This window comes from Serratia sp. 506_PEND (genome assembly GCF_001076875.1).
Classification (GTDB): Bacteria; Pseudomonadota; Gammaproteobacteria; order Enterobacterales; family Enterobacteriaceae; genus Serratia; species Serratia marcescens.
This window is the reverse complement of record NZ_JVEL01000349.1, coordinates 1-15432: the sequence shown is the minus strand read 5'-3', so window position 1 is coordinate 15432 and position 15432 is coordinate 1. Positions and strand designations below refer to the sequence as shown.

The window sequence follows — 15432 nt, the reverse complement described above, 5'->3', positions numbered from 1 at the left end:
ATCGCGGCCAATTCGACGCCGGGACGAAAAAACTGTCGGCGATCGGCGACGTTTCTTTCCCGATATCAGGGGTTATACACCACTCTGTACGCCGGGCTGAAATGCTTATTTTAAAGTAAAAAAAAAGCGACCCTATAGGCCGCTTTCTTAAAGTTGGGTGCAGGGCACCCAAACATTACATCGCTTTTCTGGTGAGCTCGATAACGCGCAGTTTTGCGATCGCTTTCGCCAGTTCAGCGGATGCCTGAGCATAGTCGACATCGCCATGAGAGCTGCGAATGTGTTCTTCAGCTTTACGCTTAGCTTCCAACGCTCTCGCTTCGTCGAGGTCAGTACCACGGATAGCAGTGTCCGCCAGCACGGTAACCACGCTCGGCTGCACCTCGAGGATGCCGCCGGACAGGTAGATGAACTCTTCTTCACCGTGCTGCTTAACAATACGCACCATGCCAGGCTTGATGGCAGTCAGCAGCGGCGCATGGCCAGGGAAGATCCCCAGTTCACCTTCGCTGCCTGTCACCTGGATCTTCTGCACCAGGCCGGAAAACATCTGTTTTTCCGCGCTGACTACATCCAGATGGTAAGTCATAGCCATATCACCCTCCTCTCAAGGCGTTACAGTTTCTTGGCTTTTTCCACTGCTTCTTCAATGGTGCCAACCATGTAGAACGCCTGCTCCGGCAGGTGGTCATAGTCGCCGTCCATAATGCCTTTGAAACCACGGATGGTGTCTTTCAGCGATACGAACTTGCCCGGAGAACCGGTGAAGACTTCTGCCACGAAGAACGGCTGAGACAGGAAGCGTTGGATCTTACGCGCACGGGATACGACCAGCTTGTCTTCTTCAGACAGCTCGTCCATACCCAGGATCGCGATGATATCTTTCAGTTCCTGGTAGCGTTGCAGAATGGACTGCACGCCACGCGCTACGTCGTAGTGCTCCTGGCCAACGACCAGCGGATCCAGCTGACGGCTGGTGGAATCCAGCGGGTCAACGGCCGGGTAGATACCCAGAGAAGCGATGTTACGGCTCAGTACCACGGTTGCGTCCAAGTGCGCAAAGGTGGTGGCTGGAGACGGGTCAGTCAAGTCATCCGCAGGAACGTAAACGGCCTGTACGGAAGTGATGGAACCGGTCTTGGTCGAGGTGATACGTTCTTGCAGAACGCCCATCTCTTCCGCCAGCGTTGGCTGATAACCTACCGCGGATGGCATACGGCCCAGAAGTGCGGACACTTCGGTACCGGCCAGGGTGTAACGGTAGATGTTGTCAACGAACAGCAGAACGTCACGGCCTTCGTCACGGAATTTCTCCGCCATGGTCAGACCGGTAAGCGCAACGCGCAGACGGTTACCTGGTGGCTCGTTCATCTGGCCGTAAACCAGGGATACTTTGTCCAGAACGTTGGAGTCGGTCATTTCGTGGTAGAAGTCGTTACCCTCACGAGTACGCTCGCCCACGCCCGCAAACACGGAATAACCGGAGTGCTCGATCGCGATGTTACGGATCAGCTCCATCATGTTTACGGTTTTACCTACGCCCGCACCGCCGAACAGACCGACTTTACCGCCCTTGGCGAACGGACAAATCAGGTCCATTACCTTGATACCGGTTTCCAGCAGTTCCTGGGAGCTGGACAGCTCTTCGTAGCTTGGCGCCGCGCGGTGAATCGCCCAACGCTCTTCTTCGCCGATGTCGCCTTTCATGTCGATCGGTTGACCCAATACGTTCATGATACGACCCAGGGTAGCTTTACCCACCGGCACTTCAATCGGGTGGTCCAGGTTGTTCACTTTCAGACCGCGACGCAGACCGTCGGAGGTCCCCATTGCGATACAGCGAACCACGCCACCGCCCAGCTGTTGCTGAACTTCCAACACCAGTTTTTCGGTGCCGTTTTCTACCTCAAGGGCGTCGTACACTTTCGGTACGGCATCCTGAGGGAACTCGACGTCCACCACGGCGCCGATTACCTGGATAATCTTTCCAGTAGCCATCTTGAATCCTCTACGTAATTCGTAAACCTAGCTTAAACCGCGGAGGCTCCCGAAACGATCTCGGTGAGTTCCTGAGTGATGCTGGCCTGACGCGCCTTGTTGTATACCAACTGCAGCTCTTTGATCAGGCTACCGCCGTTATCGGTTGCGGCTTTCATCGCGACCATTCGTGCGGCCTGCTCGCTGGCCAGGTTTTCCACGACGCCCTGATAAACCTGCGACTCCACATAGCGGCGCAGCAAGGTATCAAGCAGCACTTTTGGATCGGGTTCATACAGGTAATCCCAAGGCGTTTTCTTCAGCTCTTCGTCATCGGCTGGCGGTAACGGCAGCAGCTGAAGCACTTGCGGCTCTTGGGACATCGTATTAACAAATTTGTTGCTGACAATGTACAGCTTGTCCAAACGACCTTCGTCGTAGGCCTGCAGCATCACTTTCACCGGCCCGATCAGATCCGACAGGGAAGGTTTGTCCCCCATGCCGGTCACCTGGGCAACCACGTTGCCGCCCACGGAACCAAAGAAAGAGGCCGCTTTAGAGCCAATCAGCGCCAAGTCGGTTTCGACGCCTTTTTCGGACCAGGCTTTCATCTCCGCCAGCAGCTTTTTGAACAGGTTGATGTTCAAGCCGCCGCAGAGACCACGGTCAGTAGACACCACCAGATACCCGACGCGCTTAACGTCACGCTCATCCAGGTACGGGTGCTTGTACTCCAGATTCCCTAACGCAAGGTGACCAATCACTTTGCGCATGGTCTCTGCATAAGGACGGCTGGCCGCCATGCGATCCTGCGATTTACGCATTTTGGAGGCGGCGACCATTTCCATCGCTTTAGTGATCTTTTGCGTGTTTTGCACGCTAGCGATCTTACTACGTATCTCTTTTGCGCCGGCCATCTCTGCTTCTCCTCAGTGCCAGACGGCCTGCTGTCTTTCAACAGCAGGACCGTTCGGCGTTACCAGGACTGGGTTTTCTTGAAGGTCTCGAGGACGTCTTTCAACTTGCCCTCGATCTCATCGTTGAAGTTGCCAGTTTGGTTGATGTGGTTCAGCAGTTCGGCGTGCTCGCGATCCGCATAGGCGACCAGCGCGGCTTCGAAGCTCACCACTTTGGCGACTTCGACGTCATTCAGGTAACCGCGTTCTGCGGCAAACAGCACCAGAGACTGTTGTGCAACCGACATCGGCGCATACTGTTTCTGTTTCAGCAGCTCAGTCACTTTCTGACCGTGGCTCAGCTGTTTGCGGGTCGCGTCGTCCAGATCGGAGGCGAACTGGGAGAACGCAGCCAATTCACGATACTGCGCCAGCGCGGTACGGATACCGCCGGACAGTTTCTTCATGATCTTGGTCTGCGCGGCGCCACCAACACGGGATACGGAGATACCCGGGTTAACTGCCGGACGAATACCGGAGTTGAACAGGTTGGATTCCAGGAAGATCTGACCATCGGTAATCGAGATTACGTTGGTCGGAACGAACGCGGAAACGTCACCCGCCTGGGTTTCAATGATCGGCAGAGCGGTCAGTGAACCGGTTTTACCTTTAACTTCACCTTTGGTGAAGGCTTCAACGTACTCGGCGTTGACGCGCGCTGCGCGCTCCAGCAAGCGGGAGTGCAGGTAGAATACGTCGCCTGGGTAAGCTTCACGACCTGGCGGACGACGAAGCAGCAGGGAAATCTGGCGGTAAGCAACGGCCTGTTTGGACAGGTCATCGTACACGATCAGCGCGTCTTCACCGCGGTCACGGAAGTATTCGCCCATTGCGCAACCGGCGTATGGCGCCAGGTATTGCAGTGCGGCGGATTCGGAAGCGGTCGCCACCACCACGATGGTGTTGGCCAATGCGCCGTGCTCTTCCAGTTTGCGCACCACGTTAGCGATGGTGGACGCTTTCTGGCCGATAGCCACGTAAACGCATTTGATGCCGGAGTCGCGTTGGTTGATGATCGCATCGATCGCCAACGCGGTTTTACCGGTCTGACGGTCACCGATCACCAGCTCACGCTGGCCACGGCCGATTGGAATCATGGCGTCAACGGATTTGTAGCCAGTTTGAACCGGCTGATCAACGGACTGACGCTCGATAACGCCTGGCGCGATAGCTTCTACCGGAGAGAAACCGTCGTTCTCAATCGGGCCTTTGCCGTCGATTGGCGCGCCCAGGGTGTTAACTACGCGGCCCAGCAGACCACGACCGACTGGAACTTCCAGGATACGGCCGGTGCATTTAACCTTCATGCCTTCGGCCAGATCCGCGTACGGACCCATGACCACGGCACCGACGGAGTCGCGCTCCAGGTTCAATGCGATTGCGTAACGGTTGCCAGGCAGCGCGATCATTTCGCCCTGCATAACTTCGGCCAGGCCGTGTACGCGGATGATCCCGTCGCTGACGGAAACGATAGTACCTTCATTGTGAGCTTCGCTCACTACATTGAACTGAGCAATGCGCTGCTTGATCAGTTCGCTGATTTCGGTGGAATTCAGTTGCATGCTCCAGTCCCCTTAAGACTGCAAGACGTCTGTCAGGCGTTCAAGACGACCGCGAACGCTGCCATCAATCACCATATCGCCGGCGCGAACAACGATGCCGGCCAGTACAGACTTGTCAATTTTGCAATTCAGCTTAACTTTGCGTGACAGACGTTTTTCCATCGCAGCGGCGATTTTCGCCTGCTGTTCGTCGTTCAGCGCGCTCGCAGAGAGCACTTCGACTTCGACGGTGGATTCCAGCGAGGCGCGCAGTTCGATGAACTGCTGCAGCACGGCAGGAAGAACCAGTAAACGTCCATTTTCGGCCATTACACGGATAAAGTTCTGGCCATGTTCGTCGAGCCGATCGCCACAAACCGCGATGAACGTCTTGGACAGCGTTTCTGGCGCAACCGCGCCAGACAGCAGTTCAGAAATCTGTTCATTGCGAGTGACTTCAGCCGCAAACGCCAGCATGTCCTGCCAGCGCTCTACGCTTTGGTGCTCAACGGCAAAGTCAAAAGCTGCTTTGGCGTAGGGGCGAGCTACAGTTACAAATTCAGACATCAGCCCCTCCCTCCTTACAGTTCAGCGACCAGTTTATCAACGATGTCGCTGTTAGCAGCTTCATCCACGGAACGTTCGATGATCTTCTCGGCGCCGGCAATTGCCAGCATCGCGACTTGCTTACGCAACTCTTCACGAGCGCGCTTACGTTCGGCTTCGATCTCAGCCTGAGCCTGCGCCACGATTTTGTTACGTTCCTGCTCGGCTTCGGCTTTCGCTTCATCCATGATCTGAGCTTTGCGTTTGTTCGCTTGCTCGATGATCACCTGAGCTTCTGCTTTGGCAGTTTTCAGCTGGTCGGTCGCATTGGCTTGCGCTAAGTCCAGATCTTTTTTGGCACGCTCTGCAGAAGCGAGGCCGTCAGCGATTTCTTTCTGACGCTTCTCGATGGCAGCCATGATCGGCGGCCATACGTACTTCATGCAGAACCAGACAAACAGAACGAACGCGATGGCCTGGCCGAGGATTGTTGCGTTAAGATTCACAGCACAATGCCTCTTTAAAAGTTAATAGTTTGGTTACGTCGTAGAGGGTTGCTCTACTTACGCGACGGCGAACATCACGTACAGACCCAGACCTACAGCGATCATCGGGATGGCGTCGACCAGACCCATAACGATAAAGAACTGTGTACGCAGCAGAGGAATCAGGTCAGGCTGACGAGCAGCGCCTTCCAAGAATTTACCACCCAGGATGCCGATACCGATCGCAGCACCGATTGCCGCTAAACCCATCATCACAGCGGCAGCCATGTACAGCAGATCCATACTCAGGTTTTCCATGACAGTCTCCAGTTTGTTTCAGTTTAAAAGTGCAAGTGTTTTAAGAAAATCAGTGCTCTTCAGACGCCATCGACAGATAGACGATCGTCAGAACCATGAAAATAAAGGCTTGAAGCGTAATGATCAGGATGTGGAAGATAGCCCAAGGCAAGCTCAGGACCCACTGTGACCACCACGGCAACAGGCCGGCAATCAGGATGAAGATCAACTCACCCGCATACATGTTGCCGAACAGTCGCAGACCCAGTGAAACAGGTTTGGACAGCAGGCTGACACCTTCAAGAATCAGGTTGATAGGAATGAATACAGGGTGGTTGAACGGCTGCATGGTCAACTCTTTAACAAACCCGCCAACGCCTTTCATTTTGATGCTATAGAACAGAATCAGGATAAACACGCCCAGCGCCATCGACAGCGTGACGTTCACATCGGCGGTAGGCACGACGCGCAGCGCAGGCAGGCCGAGGATGTGTTCGCCAACGTAAGGCAGGAAGTCGATGGGCAGCAGGTCCATCAAGTTCATCAGGAACACCCAGACGAACACGGTCAGCGCCAGCGGCGCAATCACCTTGCTCTTGCCGTGGTACATGTCGCGCACGCTGCTGTCGACGAAACCGACCACCAGCTCCACGGCGGTTTGCAGTTTACCCGGCACGCCGCTGGTGGCGTTTTTGGCCACTTTGCGGAAGATCACCAGGAAAAGCGCCCCGAGGACGACGGAGAAAAACATCGAGTCGATGTTGATCGACCAGAACCCAGTCCCGACCTGAAGCTGCGTCAGGTGGTGACCGATATACTCCTGTGGAGTCAAGACTTCTCCTGCAGACATGATGCCTCTTACCCTTATTTAGTTAAGTTCGGTAACTGTTAATCACGGCCGGTGCCACTATCTGCACCACTAACACCGCTAAATAGGTCAGGCCAAGCGGTATAAACTCCGCCTTGAACACCCCCAGCGCCACGATCAGCAAAACGATGGTGATCACGACCTTTAGCCCCTCGCCGATGGCGAACGACCAGGCGACCCTACCGGGCGCCGGCGTTTGCGCCTGATGGCGCAAGGCAAACAGCATAAACATTGCACTCGGCAACCAGGCGGCGAGACCGCCTGCCAGCGCCGAAGCGCTCCATTCCGGGCTTTTCAGCCAGAAAGCAACGCTGATCAGAACAAAAGTCATTAACTGCAAAAACAGCAGTTTGCGTGCGACTTTCCCGCTGTAAAGGGACACAGACATGACGTTTGTTCTCTCCGTACCCCAGAGGGGGTATGCTGAGTGACGTATACAACTGTTTTTGCTGTCCTGAGTCAAGCAGCAAAAAACGAGCAAATTATACGGGGCATACCAACGAATTCAATCGATAAGTAGCGAAAAGGTGAACAATTATTTAAATTTCCCTATTCCAGCCTATTTTCACAAGAAAACGGTCGGAATAATAGGGCGCATTTAATTGTCTGATTATTCCAGCGTTGCGTTTAGAAACGCGAGGCCGATCACAGTAATGTCCCTTCCTGATTTATAGCCGATGGTCAACCAAACCGTCTTTAGCAATTTGAGCGATCAAAAGATTATATAAATCAAAACATTATCAGTTAACTGTTCAAAAACAATCCGTATACCCGATGAAAACCTTTTATTGACAAGCAGCGGGGCAATATTCCAACAGCCAATTAACATTAGCAGCAAACGCCAATCTTTCGCACATGATTGCTAACGTGACTATTTCCAAATGCAATTACTCTATTGTCGCTAATTAGCCGCGTTTTTTGTGTTAATAGAAAGTAAATTAACTAAAAAAAGCGACCAACTAATTAGCCTGCTTACCTTTCTGCTGGGTACGACCTTTAATTCACGCTTGTTTGATCAAAAGCAAACTCAGTTTGCCTTAAGAATCACCAGATGACGTTCGCCTTCCAGTTCAGGCACCTGCAGCCGCACGATGGACTCCAGGCTAACGCCAGCCGGCAGCTGCGTCAGTTCTTCATCCGGACGCACGCCTTTCAACGCGTAAAAACGCCCCTGCCCTTTCGCCGGCAGGTGATGGCACCAGGACAGCATATCCTGCAGCGAAGCGAATGCCCGGCTGATCACGCCATCGAACGGTGGCTCGGCCGGAAACGCTTCGACGCGGCTCTGCACCGGCTCGATATTGTTCAGGCCCAGCTCATGCTGCACCTGACGCAGAAAACGCACGCGCTTGCCCAGGCTGTCGAGCAGCGTGAAATGCGCGTCCGGGCGCACGATCGCCAGCGGAATGCCCGGTAGACCGGGGCCGGTGCCGACATCGATAAAACGCGAGCCCTGCAGATGCGGATTGACCACAATGCTGTCGAGGATGTGGCGCACCAGCATTTGTTGCGGATCGCGCACCGACGTGAGGTTATAAGCCTTGTTCCACTTATCCAGCATGCCGACATAGCCCAGCAGCTGCTGTTTCTGCTGATCGGGCAGCTCAATGCCTGCTGCCGCGAGCAGCGAGTCTAATTTTTTTTGCACAACGGATCCTCTGGCAGGCGCTGAACGACCAGCGGATGGTTAGCTGGCGCAATGAGGCGACTATGATAATTCAGGGCGCAAGTGATGTCAGCGGCCGTTTGGCTACGGGTTGAGCAAACGGCCGCCTGGATGCGGGATTTATGCGCTGCGGCGCAGCAGTCCCTGCTTTTTCAGCCAGATCAGCAAAATCGAGATCGCCGCTGGCGTAATGCCGGAGATGCGCGAAGCCTGGCCGATGGAGTTCGGTTTGTGATCGTTCAGCTTGGCGATCACTTCGTTCGACAGTCCCGAAACCTGACGGTAGTCAAGATCCAGCGGCAGCACGGTATTCTCGTTGCGCTGCTGTTTTTCGATCTCTTCCTGTTGGCGAGCGATGTAGCCTTCGTATTTGACCTGGATCTCGACCTGCTCGGCGGCTTGGACGTCGTCCAGCGGCGGCGCGAAGGCGTCGGTGCCGGTCAACTGCGCATAATCCATCTCCGGGCGACGCAGCAGTTCTTCGCCGTTCGCTTCACGCGACAGCGGCGCTTTCAGCAGCACATTGACCTGTTCGACGTTCTCGGCGTGCGGATGCATCCAGATGTCGCGCAGGCGCTGACGTTCGCGTTCGATTCGCTCCAGCTTCTCGCTGTAACGCGCCCAACGCACGTCGTCCACCAGGCCCAGCTCGCGGCCTTTTTCCGTCAGGCGGAGATCGGCGTTGTCTTCGCGCAGCATCAGACGATACTCGGCGCGAGAGGTAAACATGCGGTACGGCTCTTTGGTACCAAGGGTGCTGAGATCGTCCACCAGCACGCCGAGGTAGGCCTGATCGCGACGTGGCGCCCAGCCCTCTTGTTCATCGGCGAAACGCCCGGCATTCAGACCGGCCAGCAAGCCCTGCGCGGCGGCTTCTTCATACCCGGTGGTGCCGTTGATCTGGCCGGCGAAGAACAGGCCCTGAATGAATTTGCTTTCCAGCGTCGGCTTCAGATCGCGCGGATCGAAGAAATCGTACTCGATGGCATAACCAGGGCGAATAATACGCGCGTTCTGCATTCCTTCCATCGAACGGACGATCTGCATCTGCACATCGAAAGGCAAGCTGGTGGAAATCCCGTTAGGGTAAATCTCGTTGCTGGTCAGGCCTTCCGGCTCAAGGAAGATCTGGTGCGCGTTGCGATCGGCAAAACGCATGACCTTGTCTTCGATCGACGGGCAGTAACGTGGGCCGATCCCTTCGATGATCCCGGCATACATCGGGCTGCGATCGAGGTTATTGCGGATCACGTCATGGGTTTTTTCATTGGTGTGGGTGATGTAGCACGCCATTTGTTCCGGGTGCTGGCTGGCATCGCCCAGGAACGAGAATACCGGCACCGGCGTATCGCCGTGTTGCGGCGCCAGTACGCTGAAATCGATAGTGCGGGCGTCGATGCGCGGCGGCGTACCGGTTTTCAAGCGGTTAACGCGCAGCGGCAGTTCACGCAAACGCTGCGACAGCGAGATCGAAGGAGGATCCCCGGCGCGGCCGCCGCTGTAATTCTCCAGGCCGATATGGATCTTGCCGTCCAGGAAGGTGCCTACGGTCAATACCACCGCCTTGGCGCGGAATTTCAGGCCCATTTGGGTGACGGCGCCGACTACGCGATCGTTTTCTACGATCAGATCCTCAACCGGCTGTTGGAAGATCATCAGGTTGGGCTGGTTCTCCAACGCGGTACGGATCGCCTGGCGATACAAGACGCGATCCGCCTGAGCGCGAGTGGCGCGAACGGCAGGGCCTTTACTGGCGTTTAGTATCCTAAACTGGATGCCGGCATGGTCGATCGCCGTCGCCATCAAGCCGCCGAGCGCATCAATTTCCTTAACCAGATGCCCTTTACCAATACCGCCAATCGCCGGGTTACAAGACATCTGTCCCAGCGTATCGATATTGTGTGTCAATAATAAAGTCTGACGTCCCATGCGCGCCGCGGCCATGGCGGCCTCGGTACCTGCATGGCCACCACCGATGATGATGACGTCAAATTGATCTGGATAAAACATGGAACTGCACCTCGCCGTATTGCGAACGATCGTATTTGCCCTGGGGTCGGGGATTCTACTCAAGTTTAGACGATCGACCAAGTGGTCCGGATCGTCGGTAATTAAAAGAAGATCTTTTTTATTTAAAGATCTCTTTATTAGATCTCTTATTAGGATCGCGATCCTCTGTGGATAAGTGACTATTCACGATGAAGATCAGCAGATTAAGGAGGATCGTTTGCTGTGAATGATCGGTGATCCCGACGCAGATAAGCTGGGATCTAAAAGGCTTGTTATGCACAGGACAAAAAGCGCTCTACGGTTGTTATTGGGATAACTACGGCTTTTACCCTGCTTTTAAGCTTAGTTATCCACAATCGTTCGCGCGATCTTTAGACGAATTAGAGTAAATTAATCCAGTTTTTTACCCATTCCTCGGCCGGATCCTCGGGAATTTCATGCTCGGTCACGTCGATCTCGAGACGATCGCCGATCCTTTTAGCGCCTCTGCCGATCAACAGATCGTCGATCTGTTTGATCGCGCCGCAGAAGGTGTCGTATTCCGAACTGCCCAAACCGACGGCGCCGAACTGCACCTCGGAAAGATCCGGCTGCTGCTCAGCGATCTGTTCCAGCAGCGGTTGAAGGTTATCCGGCAGTTCGCCGGCGCCGTGCGTGGAAGAGACCACCAGCCAGCGGCCGGTCAACGGCAGTTCATCCAGTTCAGGGCCGTGCAGCATCTCGGTAGAGAAACCCGCGTCTTCCAGCTTTTCAGCCAAATGTTCAGCCACGTATTCGGCGCTGCCAAGCGTACTGCCACTGATCAGAGTAATGTCTGCCATGAACCAACGATCCCAACCTTCTCACTCAAAGTGGCTGCATTGTACGCTGTGAATCGGCTGGGATCTACCTGTGGATAATGTGGGTATGCAATTTGGCGGGTTACGGCACGATGGTGCGCATAATGGGGTTCTGCAGCGAGATCAGCGTTTCGGTAGACTGGATCTCGTCGATGGTCTGGATCTTGTTGATAAGTACCTGTTGCAACGCGTCGATCGATCGGCACATTACCTTAATAAAGACGCTGTAGTGGCCGGTGGTGTAATAGGCTTCCACCACTTCTTCCAGGCTTTCCAGCTTCTTCAGCGCCGAAGGGTAATCCTTGGCGCTCTTTAAGATGATGCCGATAAAGCAGCACACGTCGTAGCCCAGCTGTTTGGGGCTGACGTCGATGCGCGCGCCGGTGATGATCCCGGCCTGCTTCATCTTCTCCACCCGCACATGAATAGTGCCGGGGCTGACGGCGAAGTTTTTCGCCAGTTCGGCGTACGGTGTGCGCGCATTGTCCATCAGGGCGTTGAGGATGCCGCGATCGAGATTATCGATCTGATAAATTTCCGCCATTTAATCCCCCATTAATTAACGATTGTTGAATTCTGTCCGGGTAAAAATGAACGATTAAAAGTGAAAAGGCAATATTGATTAATGGATATTGAATTGGCGTGTCATTTTGTTGCTTAATCGATGGCAACAGAGACAGGTTTACAAGAGATACGGCAATGAAAAAACAGTTTATCCAAAAACAACAACAAATCAGCCAGGTCAAATCCTTCTTCTCCCGCCAGCTGGAGCAACAGCTCGGTCTGATCGAAGTGCAGGCTCCGATCCTTAGCCGCCTGGGCGACGGCACGCAGGATAACCTTTCCGGCAGCGAGAAAGCGGTGCAGGTCAAAGTCAAAACCTTGCCGGACGCCACCTTCGAAGTGGTGCATTCGCTGGCGAAATGGAAACGCAAAACCCTGGGCAGCTACGATTTCGGTGCCGGCGAAGGCCTGTATACCCATATGAAGGCGCTGCGCCCGGATGAAGACCGTCTGACGCCAATCCACTCGGTGTACGTCGATCAGTGGGACTGGGAGCGGGTGATGGGCGACGGTGAGCGCAGCCTGGACTACCTGAAAAACACCGTGCGCAGCATTTACGCTGCGATCAAGGCGACGGAGGCGGAAGTCAGCCGTGAGCATGGCCTGACCCCATTCCTGCCGGAACAGATCCACTTCGTGCACAGCGAAACCCTGCTGCAGCGCTATCCGGATCTGGACGCCAAAGGGCGTGAGCGGGCGATTGCCAAAGAATTGGGAGCGGTGTTCCTGATCGGCATCGGCGGCAAGCTGTCGCATGGCAAATCGCACGATGTGCGTGCGCCGGATTATGATGACTGGACTACGCCGACGGCGGATGGCCTGGCGGGCCTGAACGGCGATATCGTGGTGTGGAACCCGGTGCTGCAGGACGCTTTCGAGCTGTCTTCCATGGGCATCCGCGTCGACGCCGCGGCGCTGAAACATCAGCTGGCGCTGACCGGCGACGAAGAGCGCATGAAGCTGGAATGGCACCAGTCGCTGCTGCGCGGCGATATGCCGCAGACCATCGGCGGCGGCATCGGTCAGTCGCGTCTGGTGATGCTGCTGTTGCAGCTGTCGCATATCGGCCAGGTGCAGTGCGGCGTGTGGTCGCCGGAAGTGCGCGGCGCGGTCGAAGGCCTGCTCTAACCGCCTAGCGCCGCCAGCGGCGCATCAAACGGCTTTTCAACCCGGTATCAAAGCGCCAGATATGATCGAAGATGCGCATGATGCCGGGTTTGCCATAGGCGGACATCGCCACCGCGTGAAAACGTTGCTGGTGGCTTTGTTGCTGCTGTTTCACCTTCTTTATTACCTCCTCCGGCAACCGCTGGGCAATAAAATCGGAAATGATCACCGCATCGGCGTCGAACCAGCCGCTCTCCGCCATTTTGGTGACGGTGGCGTTCAGGCAGGCCGCCAGATCGGTGCCGCCGCGAAACTGCTGGCCGAGAAAACGCACTGCCTGCTCGATGCCGCTGACGGCGGTGAGTTCGTAATGCACGATCTGGTTAGCGAACAGCATGATATAGCAGCGGCGGTTGTCCGCCAGCGCAATGCGCAGCAGCGCCAGACAGAAGGCCTTGGCGCACTGTTCGTTGAAACCGCCCATCGATCCGGAGGTGTCCACGCAGACGATAAACGGCCCGCGCGGCTGTTGATCCTGCTGCTGGTGAGTGACCTGGCGGATCAGGATCTGTTCCTGCCAGACGTCGCCCTGCAGACGGTAGCTCAGCAGCCGCTTTTCCAACAGGCGGCGATAAAACTCGAACTCCAGCTCTTCAATCCCCAGCGTCGCCAGCTCCGGCGGCAGCAGGCGCAGGATGTCGTCGCTCTGATGAATGCCGCTCACTTCTTCCGGCAGCGTGGCCGGCACCTGCACCATGACCCTGAACGGCTCTGGCTGCGCGTCCTGTTGCTGCACCGCCTTGGCCTGATAGCTGCGGCCCAGCTGTTGCGCCAGCTTTTTCAGCTCCGGCTGCTGCTGCAAAAAGTTGCCGTACTCCACCAGCCGCTGGTAATCGCCACGCTGCAGCTGGCCTTTGCTCATGTCCCACAGCCTGCCGGCGGCGGTGTCATTTTCCGACAGCAGCGGCTCCAGCGCGCCGCTCAGCGCCAGGCGCTCCTGCAGCTCCGCCATCAGCTGCTCGCGCTCTTGTTCCAGCAACTGGTGGTGCAGCATGGTGGCTTGCAGCGTCAGGCTGATGCGCCAGCGCTGCAGAAACAGGGTTTGAAAGCTGTCGTCAAGCGGGTGATTGGGCAGATCGGCGGCGTCCACCAGCGCGCGCGCCTGTTCATAAAACGGCGAGACCAGCTGGCGCAGCAGTTCCATCGTGTCGTTGAGGTTGTGATAAAACTGGGTGTTGTTCTCCAACTGGCACTGTTGGTAGCGGTAAAATTCCTGCGCCAGCGCGGGCGGCACCATTGCCTCCTGCAGACGTTCCTTAAGCTGCAGCTTCCAACGCGGCAGATCGCGATCCAGCGCCCGGCGAAGGGCCGGAAACTTTTTAAAGAATACCGACAGCTGCGGCGCCGCCAGCATGCCGACGATCATCTCCTCGATCATCTCGCCTTCGGTGATCGCCAGCAGCAGATCGAGCGTCTCCAGACTGAGCATGGTTACTGGCCGCGCATTTGCTGCAGTTGTTGTTTAACCTGTTCCGCGACCTGCAGCAGACTGGCTTCGATCTTGGCCAGGCCGGCTGCGGGCGTGAACAGACAGGGCTGATGTTGGCTGAAGGCGCGGCGTTGCTCCGCCAGGCGTTGGGCCAATCCGTCCATTTCATCCAGCAGCGCTTGCGGCGTGGCGGTGGCCTGTTTGCCCGGCAGCGCCAGCAATGACGGCTGGCGGCTGACGTCCAACACCGTGAGGTGCAGTTGATCGTCCACGTCCAAATCGATCGGCTGCGCGAAGCCGATGCCATTTAGCTTGGCGCGCACGTCGCCGCCTTTTTGCAGCCAGTTGTCCAGCGCGCTGCTTTCGATGCTCAGATGGTTGACCTGAATGTCATGCAGCTGCAGCGGCTTTTGCAACAGCAGGGTAAGGGTGCCGACGGCGAACGGCGTGGCCGGCGCGTATTGCGGTTTGCGGCTGAACATGCCGCCTTTTTTCACCAGGCTGATGGCCTGCCGATCGCTTTGCTGCTGCTGGTCCTGCAGCCAGCGGGTGTGGATCTGTTGCAACTGGATCAGCATCGACTGCTGCTGATAGGCCGACTCGGTCAGCAACTGATCGATCTGCTGTTGCAGCAGCTTCAGCGAGGTGAGATCGTGCCACAGGCAGTCTTTCAATAGCATCAGGTCGAGCGGGGCGATGGTATCGCGCCCGCTGAAGAAGGCGCAGGCCTGCAGCAGACGCAGGGCTTTTTTCCAGCGCCGATCGGAGACGTAAGGCGCCTGCTCCAGCGCATCCAGCCGCTGGCGCAGCTGGAAGATCAGCTCAAAACAGGCTTCCGGCAGCGCGACTTTGTCGATCTGCGGTTGCCACTGCAGAAACTCTTCGTCGCTGATGCTGAGCGCCGCCGGCACCGGGTTTTGGCTTTCGCTCTGGCGGTTGACCAGCAGCGAGCGGAAATTCTGTTTATCCTGCACCTTGTCCAGCCACAGACGGATCAGCATGCGGTCATATAAGGCTTCGAGGCTGTTGTCCGCTTCGGGCAGTTCGTTGGAGGCGGTGACCAGCAGGCGCAGCGGGATCGGTTCTT

Annotated in this window: 16 protein-coding genes; 1 reads left to right on the top strand and 15 read right to left on the bottom strand. The window is 56.1% G+C overall.

The features are described from left to right. Positions 1-175: 175 nt before the first annotated feature. The 13 genes from ADK28_RS11180 to asnC all read right to left on the bottom strand — a co-directional run bounded on the left by ADK28_RS11180 (position 176) and on the right by asnC (position 11729). Positions 176-595, bottom strand: coding sequence for a F0F1 ATP synthase subunit epsilon (locus tag ADK28_RS11180; RefSeq protein ID WP_004933814.1), 420 nt, complete (start codon positions 593-595; stop codon positions 176-178). A 20-nt stretch (positions 596-615) separates the two neighbouring features. Further along, positions 616-1998: a F0F1 ATP synthase subunit beta gene (gene atpD, locus ADK28_RS11175; RefSeq protein ID WP_004933813.1), complete on the bottom strand. Its 1383-nt coding sequence runs from the start codon at positions 1996-1998 to the stop codon at positions 616-618. A gap of 32 nt (positions 1999-2030) precedes the next feature. Next, positions 2031-2894 carry a F0F1 ATP synthase subunit gamma gene (gene atpG / locus ADK28_RS11170; protein WP_004933811.1) on the bottom strand — a complete coding sequence of 288 codons (864 nt, stop codon included), beginning with the start codon at positions 2892-2894 and terminating at the stop codon, positions 2031-2033. 59 nt (positions 2895-2953) lie between these two features. Continuing rightward, positions 2954-4495 (bottom strand): F0F1 ATP synthase subunit alpha, encoded by a 1542-nt coding sequence (atpA, locus tag ADK28_RS11165; RefSeq protein WP_033652328.1) that lies wholly within the window; start codon positions 4493-4495, stop codon positions 2954-2956. A 12-nt stretch (positions 4496-4507) separates the two neighbouring features. After that, positions 4508-5041, bottom strand: a complete 534-nt coding sequence (atpH, locus tag ADK28_RS11160; RefSeq protein WP_015376133.1) for a F0F1 ATP synthase subunit delta — start codon at positions 5039-5041, stop codon at positions 4508-4510. Between the two features lie 14 nt (positions 5042-5055). Continuing rightward, entirely contained in the window at positions 5056-5526 is a 471-nt protein-coding gene (gene atpF / locus ADK28_RS11155) for a F0F1 ATP synthase subunit B (protein ID WP_004933804.1), read from the bottom strand. Between the two features lie 57 nt (positions 5527-5583). Then, positions 5584-5823 carry a F0F1 ATP synthase subunit C gene (atpE, locus tag ADK28_RS11150; RefSeq protein WP_004093904.1) on the bottom strand — a complete coding sequence of 80 codons (240 nt, stop codon included), beginning with the start codon at positions 5821-5823 and terminating at the stop codon, positions 5584-5586. A 49-nt stretch (positions 5824-5872) separates the two neighbouring features. Then, positions 5873-6652: a F0F1 ATP synthase subunit A gene (atpB, locus tag ADK28_RS11145; RefSeq protein WP_015376132.1), complete on the bottom strand. Its 780-nt coding sequence runs from the start codon at positions 6650-6652 to the stop codon at positions 5873-5875. 22 nt (positions 6653-6674) lie between these two features. Further along, complete coding sequence (gene atpI, locus ADK28_RS11140) at positions 6675-7058, bottom strand: F0F1 ATP synthase subunit I (RefSeq protein ID WP_004933796.1); 384 nt, start codon at positions 7056-7058, stop codon at positions 6675-6677. Positions 7059-7697: 639 nt separating this feature from the next. Next, entirely contained in the window at positions 7698-8318 is a 621-nt protein-coding gene (gene rsmG / locus ADK28_RS11135; protein ID WP_015379471.1) for a 16S rRNA (guanine(527)-N(7))-methyltransferase RsmG, read from the bottom strand. Positions 8319-8456: 138 nt separating this feature from the next. Next, positions 8457-10346: a tRNA uridine-5-carboxymethylaminomethyl(34) synthesis enzyme MnmG gene (gene mnmG / locus ADK28_RS11130; protein ID WP_033639108.1), complete on the bottom strand. Its 1890-nt coding sequence runs from the start codon at positions 10344-10346 to the stop codon at positions 8457-8459. 380 nt (positions 10347-10726) lie between these two features. Continuing rightward, entirely contained in the window at positions 10727-11167 is a 441-nt protein-coding gene (gene mioC, locus ADK28_RS11125) for an FMN-binding protein MioC (protein WP_048795686.1), read from the bottom strand. A 100-nt stretch (positions 11168-11267) separates the two neighbouring features. Continuing rightward, positions 11268-11729, bottom strand: a complete 462-nt coding sequence (gene asnC / locus ADK28_RS11120) for a transcriptional regulator AsnC (protein WP_004933786.1) — start codon at positions 11727-11729, stop codon at positions 11268-11270. A 155-nt stretch (positions 11730-11884) separates the two neighbouring features. On the opposite strand from asnC, the gene asnA reads away from it, so the two are divergent. Continuing rightward, positions 11885-12877: an aspartate--ammonia ligase gene (asnA, locus tag ADK28_RS11115; RefSeq protein WP_016929623.1), complete on the top strand. Its 993-nt coding sequence runs from the start codon at positions 11885-11887 to the stop codon at positions 12875-12877. A gap of 4 nt (positions 12878-12881) precedes the next feature. Here the strand turns inward: asnA and viaA are convergent, their stop codons facing one another. Further along, the gene (viaA, locus tag ADK28_RS11110) at positions 12882-14345 is read right to left on the bottom strand and encodes an ATPase RavA stimulator ViaA (protein ID WP_048795685.1); all 1464 of its coding nucleotides are present in this window, start codon (positions 14343-14345) and stop codon (positions 12882-12884) included. Positions 14346-14347: 2 nt separating this feature from the next. Next, positions 14348-15432: ATPase RavA domain-containing protein (locus tag ADK28_RS11105; protein WP_048795684.1), on the bottom strand; the 1085-nt coding region annotated here is incomplete at its 5' end.

What these genes read in the sequence shown, in the direction of transcription:
- atpI (WP_004933796.1), bottom strand. Translation starts at nt 7,058, where the DNA reads ATGTCTGTGTCCCTTTACAGCGGGAAAGTCGCACGCAAACTGCTGTTT.
- mnmG (WP_033639108.1), bottom strand. Translation starts at nt 10,346, where the DNA reads ATGTTTTATCCAGATCAATTTGACGTCATCATCATCGGTGGTGGCCAT.
- asnC (WP_004933786.1), bottom strand. Translation starts at nt 11,729, where the DNA reads ATGGCGGAAATTTATCAGATCGATAATCTCGATCGCGGCATCCTCAAC.
- atpE (WP_004093904.1), bottom strand. Translation starts at nt 5,823, where the DNA reads ATGGAAAACCTGAGTATGGATCTGCTGTACATGGCTGCCGCTGTGATG.
- atpA (WP_033652328.1), bottom strand. Translation starts at nt 4,495, where the DNA reads ATGCAACTGAATTCCACCGAAATCAGCGAACTGATCAAGCAGCGCATT.
- atpH (WP_015376133.1), bottom strand. Translation starts at nt 5,041, where the DNA reads ATGTCTGAATTTGTAACTGTAGCTCGCCCCTACGCCAAAGCAGCTTTT.
- atpD (WP_004933813.1), bottom strand. Translation starts at nt 1,998, where the DNA reads ATGGCTACTGGAAAGATTATCCAGGTAATCGGCGCCGTGGTGGACGTC.
- ADK28_RS11180 (WP_004933814.1), bottom strand. Translation starts at nt 595, where the DNA reads ATGGCTATGACTTACCATCTGGATGTAGTCAGCGCGGAAAAACAGATG.
- atpG (WP_004933811.1), bottom strand. Translation starts at nt 2,894, where the DNA reads ATGGCCGGCGCAAAAGAGATACGTAGTAAGATCGCTAGCGTGCAAAAC.
- viaA (WP_048795685.1), bottom strand. Translation starts at nt 14,345, where the DNA reads ATGCTCAGTCTGGAGACGCTCGATCTGCTGCTGGCGATCACCGAAGGC.
- asnA (WP_016929623.1), top strand. Translation starts at nt 11,885, where the DNA reads ATGAAAAAACAGTTTATCCAAAAACAACAACAAATCAGCCAGGTCAAA.
- atpB (WP_015376132.1), bottom strand. Translation starts at nt 6,652, where the DNA reads ATGTCTGCAGGAGAAGTCTTGACTCCACAGGAGTATATCGGTCACCAC.
- mioC (WP_048795686.1), bottom strand. Translation starts at nt 11,167, where the DNA reads ATGGCAGACATTACTCTGATCAGTGGCAGTACGCTTGGCAGCGCCGAA.